Annotated in this window: 1 protein-coding gene (only partly in view); it reads left to right on the forward strand. The window is 51.6% G+C overall.

Annotation, left to right across the window (positions count from 1 at the left end; translation table 11 throughout):
• On the forward strand, positions 1-13036 hold part of the coding region annotated (locus tag LZ463_RS27710; RefSeq protein WP_241459564.1) for a tandem-95 repeat protein (this coding region is incomplete at its 3' end). Its footprint extends 25478 nt past the window's final position; 13036 of 38514 annotated nt are visible.

Below are 13036 nucleotides of genomic sequence, written 5' to 3' on the forward strand. Positions count from 1 at the left end.
ATGGTAGCGATAGTCAATGGACAAGGTTTAGGCGCAAATCTGAATGTATTTACAGGTCTGGGGCAAAAGAGCCAGTTAAACCGCTCCGTCGTCGGAGGGAATGCTCAGCGCATCTATGTCAATGGCAAGAGCGGTAATCTGGTTGTACAAAACCAGGACCTGCAATTATTCGATCATGGTCTCGACCTTGGCGTGCTACGCACCTACAACAGCAACGGGCAATTCACCGACGACAATGGCGACAACTGGCTGGTCGGCTTCTATGCCAAACGCCTTGATGTAGTCGGGCAGTTGGGTAAGGCTGGCAGCAGTGTCATCAGAACAGAAGCAGATGGTGCACGGGTCAGCTTTTCGTGGGATGAACTGCAACAGAAATACACTGGTCAAAGAGAAGGCGAACATCAAAGTGAAATCATCCTTGATGGTGGCCAGTTGGTTTGGAGTCAGCAAGGCTCGGGTCTGTCGGAGTCCTATGATATTGGGAGTGGCCGCCTGCTTGCCACCATAGACCCGCTTGCCTACCGCGTCAGCTATGAATACGACAGCAAAGGTCTGCTCGCCAAAGCTATCTCGGACAATGGTGTTTCCACCAGCTATCACTATGATGGCAACAATCTCAGCGACATCCAGACCCACTCTCTGGATGCAGCAGGTCAATGGCAAGAGCAAACCAGTGTGCATTACAGCTACGATACTCAAAACCGCCTGTCCGCAGTTACATTGACCAGCAATTCCCCGCAAAGTAGTGTCTACGCCACTCGCTACACCTACGATGGTGACAGCAAGCGCCTCGCGAGCATCAGCCAGGATGACGGTAGTCAACTCAGCTTCACCTACCAGGAAATCGCCGGAGAATACCGCATCACGCAAATTGAAGATGCTCAGCAGCAAGTCACCCGTTTTGCCTACGATTTTGGTAATGGCATTACCACGGTAGAAGACAGCCAGCATCAAAATACCGTATTGAGCTACCGCACCGATGGCAAACTGATTGCCATAGAACAGCCTCTGGAAGGGCAGGGTAGCACCCGCACGGAATTGCAATACGATGACCAGGGTAATCTGCTTAAGGTGATGGGTGATGGCAGCCTGGTCAGTGAAATGCACTATGACGCGCAGGGCAGGCAAACCTCAGGTCTGGATGCTGATGGCAATAGCCTCACTCGCACCTTTGACAGTCTTGGGCAGTTACGTAGCGAAACCATTCATCTGAGCAAAGGCACTGATGATCCATCACAAGCTGCGGAAGACGGCACCACACGTTATTACTATGCTGCCGCAGCTTCCGGCCGTGGCGAAATACTCCGCTTCATCATCGATGCAGCAGGCCATGTCACAGAATATCGCTACAATGCCCAGGGCCAGCGTAGCAGTGCAATTGCTTACACGACGCAGACGCTTGACGTCGCCACTCTGACTGGTGATGAAACAGCTGATGCCATCGACAGTCTTGTGCAAGAACTTGTTCATCTCAAAGGCGCAGATAGCCAGCCAGCATACCGCACAGACATCCTGCGTACTGACCTCAGCTATGACGCGTATGGGCAATTGGCTGGTGTCATTCACTATTCACAGGTGCAAAACGATGCCAGCTTTAGTGGTGCCACAGAAGGCCAGGCAGAGACACGCTATGTCTATGATGCAGAAGGGCGCCTGCTCACCAAAGTTGATCTTGCCAGCGCCCGGCAAACCACTTACTCCCATGATGAGCAGGGACGCGTACTGAGCGTAACAGAAGGTCCACTGGACAGCACCTTCAACCAGCATGATCAAAACCTCAGGCGTTTTAGCATTACCAGTTCTGCAGGGGGGCAGACCAGTCAGATTTACGACAATGATGGTAATCTCGTCAGTGCCGCCAGCCTTGCCGGCGCAATCACTCTACCTGGTGTGCAGGATATTCAGGGTAGCATAGCCCAGCCAGGCGAACAGGATAACTACCAGTTTGTGGTCAAAGAGCGCTCACGCTTTTTCTTTGATGGCGTGCAAGGGGACAAAATTCAATGGAAACTCGACAATGGCGCAAGCACGCTGTTTTCTGACAGAGCGATGGGCGCGACGACAGATCCTTTCCTGGATCTGGATGCGGGTACCTATCACCTGACTGTCAGTGGCCAGCAAGGCCAGACGGGTAATTACAACTTCCGCTTGCTGGGAGAAGCAGCCGCAATTGCTGTGACAGAAAATACAGAAGTGACAGGCAATCTGCAGACAGCTAACCAGGCAGAATTGTATGCGATTGAAGTGCAAGCAGGAGATCGTCTGTACTTTAGTCATGGTACAGTTGTGCCCGGCAATAACTGGAACTGGCGGATTTTTGGGCCAGATGCCATTCTGTTAGGCAGTGGCGCTTCGTGGTCAGATAGTGGGACGCTGATTGCTACCAAACCGGGCAAATACTGGATCAGTATAGAAGCAGCAACGCCAGGCAGCGCAGCAGTGTCATATGCTTTCACCATGTTCAGGCAAACACCCGCGCTTATTCCGGCGAACCTTGCCCAGACCTATCATGTCGCATTGCCCGTACCAGGTGCTGCGACTAATTTCGACTTTGATGTGAGTCAGCCATCATGGTTGAAGTGGGATCAACTGTCCTCTGCTGCAAATATCAATTGGCGCCTGCTTAATGCAAAAGGGCAAGTGCTCTCCAGCGGCAATTCCGCTAGCCTTAATGAAACCAGCCTTGCCCCGTTGAATGTACTTGCAGGACGCTACCGTCTCGAATTTTCTGCTGCAGATAACAATACTGGCGCACTCGACTTCCGCATGCTGGCGATTGCCGAGTCGGCGCCTGTCAGTCTCATCGATGGGCAAACTGTCACTATTGGGTCCGCATCAGGACATGAAGACAATGTCTATCACTTCCATGCTGATGGCAAGACCAGTCTGAACCTGAGCACGCAATTCGACAAAGACAATGCGCGCGGTCAGTATCAGATTACTGATGGCACCGGCTACATCGTTCAACATGGTGAACTGGGGAATGGCGCTTTTGCCAACCTCAGCTTGCCACAAGGTGGAGACTATTATTTGTGGCTTGGTGGTGCACTGAGCAATACAGCCGGATTTGCTGGCACTATGCATGTGCAAAGCTGGAATGTTCAAACGATAGACAGCGGCGAACTGGCCGCTAACGGCATGAGTGAAATCAAGGGCGATATCACTGTGCCCGGACAAGTCATCAAGAATAACTTCCACGTTAGCCAGTCTGGTACCTGGGTGTTTGAAACTGGCAGCAATTTGCCAGAGGCCCAATGGGAATTGAGTGGTCCGAATGGTGTAGTGCTCAATGCGCGTGATCTCAATGCTACCAAGGCAGCAGATGGTATCGCCACCTACCTCACTGCAGGTGATTATCAACTGACATTGAATGCAGGCAAGAACACAGGCGCATATTCCCTGCGTACTACAGCGTTTGCCAGTGCAGCCCCTTTGGTCGGTGCTCAAGCTCTGGCTTTGCCTGAATTGGCGATCGGTGAATCTATACTCTTGCGTACAACTTCTGCACCACAAGACCGTTTTGAGTATCAGCTCGACACCCAAAATGGGGAATTCAACGTCCAGGTTTTTGACCAGTTTGGCCAATACCGCTACAGCAACAATGGTGCAACCGGGCAGTTTACGCAAGCAGCGGCTCAAGGCGATCTTTATATTCGTATTACCCGCGTGGCCGCAGGGCAGGGTGGTGTGCAATTCACCAGCGTGCGCACGCCGGCCAATATAGCTACACCGGCATCAGGTACTCCTATCAGCCTTGGGCAGGCAGTGAGCGTCAGTGCTGCACCGCAAAGCAAGGCCACCTATAGCTTTGACTTAGCGCAAGATGGGTTGTTGTTTTTTGAATATCCATTCGGAGGTGTTAATGATGTCACAGTGACCAGTGCATTGCAGAGTTTTAGCCTGTATGTTCCTATATCAGGAAACAACGGTGCTCCTGTCTGCCTGGGATGGGCACCGGCAGGTCACTATAAAGTCAGTTTCGGTCGCTTTGCCGTCCAAGACTACTCGTTTACCGTAAAGACCGCCCAGTCTGCGCTTCAAGCGCTGCCGGATCAAGTCACGACAGGTACGCTGGCAGCCAATCAAGGCGCTGCTTTATATCGCTTTGATGCCCAGGCTGGTAAAGACTATGCATTGGACAGTCTGGTGAATGACGGGCTTTTGGGATATGAGGTATTCGATAGTTACGGGCATCGCCTCGATAGTGGCACCACCTATACATTGAAGAAACAAAGCTGGTCAGTCAACACTGATCAAAGCTGCTATGTACTTTTGTATAGAGATCCAGAATATCTGGGTAACGCGCAAGACTTCAATTTCAATATTGTCTCTTCTGCCTCGGTCGGCAAGACAGCGATAGGCATGCTCAACGAAGGTGCCGCAGTGAATATCCCTGTTGTCGCACTTGGTGGTGGCAGGAGCCGCCTCATTGATGTTGAAGTTGAGCATGATGGCTGGTGGATAGTGAGCGACCTGGCTGCCAAGGCTGATGGGCAGGAAGGCGTCTGGTCGCTTGACCCGTCTGATGTCAATAGTGTTAATTCTGGCAAGGCATCTGGTCGATATTCGCAAAATTCCACGCCAGTTTACCTGACTGCTGGAAAGCACCAGTTTCTGGTGCAAAACACAGGAGGTATGCCAGACCAGCCAGGTAGAGGAGGCTTCTTTGACTTTAGCCTGGATTTGCGCAAGACAAATACGGTCCTCCTTACTGACAATACAGATACCAGTCTGGGTGCGCTCAGTGAATTGGGCATGGCCCTACTTGAAGCGAATGCAACACCGTCAGACAAGATCATATTGCGTATTCACTCTGCCGATGGGCAACATGCCTACGCGGTGCAAGCCTATGACCGCTTGGGACAGTACCTCAATACTATTTCTGAATTTGATGAAGTCACGGGCGATCAAAAGCTTACTATTACGCAAAGCAATGTGACTGGCTCTGTCTTTATCGCCCTCACAAAACAGATTGATGCCAGTCCGGCAGCATCGTTGACCGTCAATGCGCAGGTTACCGCACTGGATTCGACAGCGCAGCCTCAAGGCCAGGTGCAAGCGGGGCAGTGGACGGTACCAGACATTGATGACGCGAATGGTCGCTATAGCAGCGTCTACAATATCATTGTGGCTGAAGATGGCCTGGTATTTTTGGAGCTCGATAGCCCGACTCCGCCGACTGCCGAAGATTATTACAGCATCAGCCTGACAGGGGTAGATGGACAATATCTGGGCCAATCAAACGGCGCCTATCGCGTTCCTGCCGGAGATTATGCAGTCCATATTCAGCAATATAGCGCAAAGATAGACCGCTTCCGGGTCACCACACTGCATGCAAGCTCTGCCTTGCCAGCGAGCGTACCGACACCTTTACACTTGAATGCCAATCAGACTGATACCCTGTTTTATCAGGATTTGAACGCAGGTGATAATTGGCAGGCTGTGTTTGAACCGGCCAATAGCAATGTGCATTATGAACTCTTCAATACCGAAGGTAACTCCATAGCGGGGGGACAGTATGGTCCTGCAAGTGCCCATATTGAAAAAACAGGACGTTACCTGATAAGGATATCAAATACTGGCCCAGCTGTTGACCTCAGTATCAATGCTGGTCCTGCGATACAAAATATCATACCTGCTGTTGTGCTCAATGTGCTTGCAGACCAGGCCAACAATATTGATGCGGCCTTCAATCTCAATCAGACACAGACATACACTTTTGATATTCCCCAAAGTGGTCCCTGGCTCATATCGACCCTGGCACAAAATTACGGCATCAGTGCCAGATTATCGGGCAGCAACGGCGTCAAACTGGATTTGTATGATTTGTTGAGCAACGGCCCCACTTCTGATAATCCTGTGTTTTTAGAAAAGGGCACCTACACCCTGGTACTCAATAACACCGCTGAACCGGCGGCACATGCCAATATCCGCCTGACGTCTTTGGCAAAACTGGCTGCCATCACCAGTGGAGCGGGTATCGATCTACAGCAAATGCAGGTAGGTGAAACGGCCTGGTATCGTTTGTCAGCCGTGGCTGGGAGTGATGTACTGGCAGGTATCAGCAAGGATGGAACTAGTTATATTCCATCTTCTGACTACTATGTCACTGCCATCAATTTCTTTGATCAAAATGGCTACGTCAATTACCTGTATAACGGATCCAGGCCATTCAGTGTCGGCAAAGCCATGCCGGTCGATGGTGATTTTTACGTCAAGGTCTTGCGCACTTCAAACACAGGTGAGCATTCGACACTGCTGTTATCGGCGGCAGTTAATACAGAAGCCGACCCAACTGCAAAAGCAATACAGGTCGATGCGCCGCAGGACTGGCAGGCGGCTACAAGCCCCCGCTATGATTTTGATCTGACGCAGGATGGCTGGGTCTCGCTGGAATGGCAAGAAGGTAATTACCAGGACTGGACCTTGACCGGGCCTCGTGGCACCGAAGCTCAGGGTCATATAGCACAACAATTTCAAGGCAATCAAAATGACAATGGCCGCTCCGGTGTCTGGAAAGCGCCTGTCAAATGGCTGACAGCAGGGCATTATCAACTCAGTCTTGCCAATGGAAGCGGCGATGCAAAATTTACCGTGGTCAGCGACCAGCAGGTACAGCACATCAGCACTGGTAGCAGTGTTGCGGTCGATCTGCCCGCGGACCAGAACTATGCCTTGTTTGACCTGGACCTGACAGCCAATAATGAAACAGTCTTGCTGGGTCTGGCCGGTGCAGCGGCTGGTAATCATTACCGCATGTATGATGGCAGTGGCAATCTGGTACTGGAAGGTGATCCGGCTTACAACAAGCCTCAGTCATTTACGCCCGTTCATGGCGGACGCTATGTACTGCAAATAGCACGTAATTCTTTTGAAGTTGCAGGTGGTAGCAGCCTGCGATTTGAAGTCAGTCAAGTTTCCCGTGATCCTCTGCCTTTGCCGCTTGGGCAAGTCATCACAAGCCAGTTTGTGAATAACTACCAGAGTATCGATTACTCCTTTAGCGCTGCGGAGGCAGCTGAATTTACACTGTCCAGCCTGACTGGCGGCAGCAGCTATGTTCTCTTTGATGGTTTTGGCCATGCGGTTAGCAACCTCAATGCCAACGCAAATTATAATGGCCAGTACGCCTATAGTCTGCGCGCCGGACAATACACTTTGCGCGTGACCAGCAATGGCTACGCAACGGATTGGCCAGCCGGTTTTTCTTTTGCGACCAAGCTCCTGCAAAACTCTGGGATGCTGGGCCTGGGCGAGACGCAAACCATCAACTGGGATAAGGGTAATCCGGACCAGACGATCAGCATAGCTGGTGTCGCAGGCAAGACTTACTGGATCGATGCAGTCACGCCATTTCAATACGGCACTCAGATACTTTACAAAGTACTCAATTCCAAGGGGCAAACTGTATCCAGTGGTAACGTCAGCCATTATTACCAGCCACCCAACCTTGCTCCAGAAACCGGCATCGCTTTCCAGGCACCGGCAGATGATACCTACAGCATACACATGTATGCCAACGGCTTGAATGGCAGTGTTGACTTCAGGCTGGCAGAAGGTAAAGTCGAGCAGAACAACTACAGCCTGGGCAGCGTACTCTCTACTTCGCTGAATATACCTGCAGACCAGCAAAACTATAGTTTCAGCCTCAGCGAAGCTACCACAGTCTGGTTTGATATCAGCGGTGGTGCTTATAACCTCAGTCTGCAAAGAAGCGATATTGCAGCCAGCATTTTTGCGTTGGACAATAGTACTACTGTCGCACAAAAAGCAGCTTACCGTTTGGAGGCAGGCAGCTATCGCCTGCAAATCGCACCTAACCAGGACGCACCAGGCAGCATCCGCATTGCCACCTCATTGTTCAGTAATGTGCCGGAACTGTCTCTTGGCGAGACCATACCTGTCACGGTAGAGCACAGTAATCAATCCACCGCAATGCGCCTGCATGGCAGTGCTGGCCAAAAACTGCTGATAGATACCCGGCGCCTGACTGATGTAAGCTATGGTCAGCACTGGGAAATTTTCAATGCACAGGGTAAGTCGCTCATCAATGGAACCGAGTATTACGGCGCTGACCAGTCGGTCAGATTCACCTTGCCAGAGGATGGTGATTACCTGTTCGTACTGACAGGTATTTACGATAGCGATACTGCCGCGAGAAGCAGCAGCATCTATGTTGGCAATTACAGCGAAAACACGCTCGATATCAAGCCAGGTGACATGGTCAGTGCTGCCATCGCCAAACCAGGCGATATTAATCACTATCAATTGAACCTGGAACACGACACCACGATCGTGCTGGATACGCTAGGGGGTAATGTCGACCTGGCTATTTATGGTGCACAAGGTCGCTTGCTGAACACTAGTCTCAGCAATAGTGCGGCCTACTCCACAGTGGTCTTGTCGGCGGGGCACTATACGATAGACGTCAACGCTTATGGTGCCAGAACGGCTGATTACCAATTCCGTCTGTTGTCTCTGAAGGATGCTGCTTCCGGGCCAGGTACCCCCGGTAACATAACGGGTGAACTTGGTGCAGGGCGTCAGGTCAGCTTGTTCAAGCTCGATACGGTGGCGGGACAGCAATATAACCTCGATATCACTACACCAAATTCGTATGATCAATACTTTGTCTACGATGTCGTTGATCAGTTCGGGCGCAAGATAGTCAGTGCGGCGCGCACCTATAATGAATCCATCAGTTTCATTGCGCCGGATGTTGGTGCTGCCTATCTGGTGGCGAAACAAGGCAGTGATGCCAGGATCGCGCAACCCATCGCATTTACACTGAAGCAACCGCTTAGTACCGCAGCTGAGCTGGTCTGGAATGCCAGGACTGTGACATCAGTCGCTACCCGTGAGGATCAAGCTCGTTATCACTTCCATCAGGATGCGGCTGGCTGGGTAGAGTTGACTGATATCATCGCCCCTTCAAGTGCAGTCCTGATAGAAATTACGGGGCCTGACGGTAAGGCCATCAAATCTGCCGTGCTGGACGGCTCAGGAAAAGGCAGGCTGAATGCCTACCTGAACGCTGGTGAGTATACGGTCCACGTGAGTGGCAGAAGTGATGGTGTGGATGGCAATGTCCAATTCACGGCAAGACAGGTGCCGGCTGCACAAAGTTTTGAAAGGAATGCTAATACACCACAAGTACTTGCGTTGTCGGATGGGAGTGACAGTTTGTCATTATGGGCACTCAAGATCGCCAGTGGTGATCAGTTGCAATTGTCTGCACAAAGCTGGTCAGGTCTTGGCCACTTGCAGATCATTGCCAGCGATGGCAGTGTACTGAAAGACTGGAATCCAGCCAGCGGCAATCTTGACCTGACGGTCGCAGCAGGTGGAGCTTACCTGATCAGGATAGAGCGTGATAGTCTGGCCAATGTTGCCAGCAATGCCTTCAATATCATAGCGACTGTTACCGGGGCGCAGACACCAGAAGTGCCCACTTCCGTTTTTGCAGCGGCGGGAACGATTGATGGTAATACCAGCCTGGATTTCCCTTTTGAATTGAGCGAAGCGGGTCTCTGGTATTTGGATCGCAATACTCAGCCTGACAGCAATGCCTATTACAACCAGACGGCGCGCATTACCGATGCCAATGGCGTTTCCTTTGCTGTTGACGCGTATGGTCAGGCGCAGTATTTAAAAGCAGGGCGTTATACCCTCAGCCTCAAGCAAAACTATGCCCCAGGCGCCTATGACTTTGCCTTGCGTCAGCTCGATGGCAGTCAAATACCGTATTTGTCAAGTGACCAGACTGTCAGTACGGCGCTCGGCAGCTTTGCCACCGTCGCCTACAAAATGGATGTCCAGGCAGGTGACAATCTGCGTTTCCATGCGCTGACAGGGACAGGTAATTACACTTCACGCACCTGGCGTCTGGTGAATGGTTTTGGACAAGTCCTGCAACAAGGCAGCACTAGCGGTGATTCAGTGGCGTTCGCGGTCAACAAGACAGAGCAAGTGTATCTGTTGCTGGAAAATTCCGGCATGACCAGCAATATTGCCGATAGCAGCATTTCTTTCCAGTTCAGCCATGTGCAAGCGGCGGCGGAAGAGGTTGTGCAACTCGGTCAAACCGTGACGGGTGTATTGAATGCGGGCAGTCCAAGCCGCAGCTATTCCTTCACACTCAATGAAGCGAAAACCATACAATTTGACCGCCTCAACAATATTACCGGTGGTAATGTTTATATCCGCATTCTTGGGCCGTATGATGACGGCGCGCTGCTACAGCAAAACCTGCCTGCTTCTGACAGCAACACGTACTACGCCAATATCCTGACTCTGCAGCCTGGCCGCTATTCCATCACTATTTCCGATACGCTCGATAGCAGCAGCAATTTCGGTTTCAGCTTGCGCGACCTGTCTGCAGCCACACCGCTGGCGAATGCCGAGGTAGTGGAAGGGCGCCTGCCACCTTCTGGCGAAATGAGCTTGTACAGCATAGACGCCAAGGCTGGAGACCGCTTGTATGTTGCATTCCAAAACCTGCTGCCGCGCAGCTATTCTTACGATGCCATCAAAGGAAGCTGGCGGTACAACTATACTGCCAATATTCGCCTGATTGATCCTTATGGACGCATGGTGGCCAATAATGATCTGGCCGATACCGAACTGGTGGCCAGCGTTTCTGGCAGATACACCATAGAAATTGAAGACCAGGACCGTAATGACGACCCTGTTCCCTACACCCTGGCGGTGTATGTCAATCCTAAAACAGATCCACGCACCATAGAGCTTGGTAACGCTGTAGAAGGCATTGATCTGCAGGTCAGCGCGATCAGCGTGGCAGTCGCCAATGCGGGCGACACCCTGCAGTCTGGTAATGAAATCACCATCAACTGGCTCACAAAAAATCAGGGCAATAAACCGACGACAGGCAACTTCAATGAACACATCGTCATCCGCAATGCACTGACTCATAATATCATCCTCCAGGCGGATGTTCCCTATCTGGAAGCTGCATCAGGCAATGGTCAACTGCAACCAGGTGGCACAATAGCAAGAAGCGTCAAGGTCCGCCTGCCTGCCGGGCCTTCTGGTGCCGGTGAGCTTGAAATCACCATTGAAACGAATGCCGACAATGCCCAGGCCGAGACAGGTAATGCAGCTCAGAATGATCTGGCGGTAGCCCGTTTCACCAGCGAATTGGCAGCGTATCCTAACCTGCAGGTCAAAGACCTGAGCATGAGCCCCGCCACCAACTGGCAAGCTGGCGACCATGTGCAAATACAATGGAATACCGCCAATGCTGGTACTGCGGCAGCCAAAGGCACCTGGAATGAGCGTGTAGAACTGATCAATTTGACGACCGGTGCTGTGGTTGCCGATGTTCTCAAGACTTTCAGTGCCCAGGATATTGCCAACGGCGCAGCCGCTGCGCGCACCGCAGAAATCATCTGGCCGAATGGCATCAATGCGATTGGGCGTTTCCGTTTGCGCGTGACTATCGATACCGCCAATCAAATTGCCGAATATGATGCGACAGGTTCCCTGAAGGCCGATAACGTCAAAGAGCTGCCCATTGTTGCTGGCCCTGATTTACAAACACGCCATATTGGCCTGCTGGAGACAGATGCACACGATGGTGATACCGTCACTATCGTGTGGGAAGATGTCAATTCCGGTAGCGTCGCTGCCCCTTCCTCTTATCAGGACAGGGTCATCGTCCGCCAACATAATTCCGATGGTACACAGGGTGCCATCATTATGGACACTGCGGTCAGTTTCCCAGGTGATGCTGGCCAGGCCCTGGCTGCAGGCGCTACCCGCACCCGCTCAGTCAAATTGAATTTGCCAACCGGAATGGCTGGTAGCGGCACATTTGATGTCACTGTAATTGCTGACAGCAACACCTCAGGTGCAGGCAGTATTTTTGAAACCAATATATCGGGTGATGCAGAAACCAACAACATCAGCAGCGGACAGATCACGATTGCGCAGCATAGCTACGCCAATCTCAATGTAAGCAGCTTGCTGGTTCCAGGCAACGTCAATTCTGGTGACGACGTACTGATTACCTGGACTGTCAACAATAGTGGCGATGCAGCCGCCATTGGAAACTGGATAGATCGCATCATCCTTACAGGTGATGGTAGCGCGGGCAGTGCAGGCAATACCAGTGAAATCGTGCTGGCCAATGTGAAACGTACAAGTGCTCTCGATGCCAAGGGCAGCTATACCCAGTCTGCCACTGTGCATATCCCGGCGCGCATGTCCGGCAATTACCGTTTTGCGGTGATTACGGATGTTAACCGTATCGTTGCAGAACCAGATACACGCGCTGACAATCTTCGCCTGTCTGACATTATCAGCATTACTCCAACATATACGGACCTGCAGCCTGTCATCACCAAGGCACCAACAGAAACGCATGCTGGCACCAGTGCGCGCATAGAATGGAAAGTCAGTAACCAGGGTAATCTGGCAACGGATGTTTCGCGCTGGGTAGACCAGGTCTATCTGTCCACTAGCCCCGTCCTCGGAAGTGATGCTATTTCTCTTGGCTCTGTTACCCACGTTGGTGCGCTGGGTATACATGATGACTATACCGCTACGCTGGACTTTAGCTTGCCAGAGAGTTTGACCGGCAACTACTATTTCTTTGTTAAAACCGATGCCTTTGGCAATTCCTATGAGTTGGGTCATACCGACAACAATATTTCTGCCGGGCTTTATCCTGTCACCGTTCTGGCGCAGCCAAAACCGAATCTGGTCGTCAACAAGATCACGACGCAGCCGCAATGGCAGATCGGCAATACCGTTGAACTGAATTACAGTATAAAAAATACTGGTAATGCGCCGCTGTCATCCTGGACGCAGGAACAATTCCGTCTGGTGAACCTGGCTCATCCTGAACAGGTCATTTACCTGGCAGGTGTGGCTGGCAGCTCCAGGCAAGTGCCTGAAGGCGATACCTACACTGGTCAGTTGAATGTCAATGTCAGCAATATGCCTTTGGGTGACTGGCGCCTCGAAATCATTGCCGATGCAGGTAATTACGTCAATGAACTCAATGAAGCAGACA

It is taken from the genome of Undibacterium paludis (assembly GCF_022568815.1).
Classification (GTDB): domain Bacteria; phylum Pseudomonadota; class Gammaproteobacteria; order Burkholderiales; family Burkholderiaceae_D; genus Undibacterium.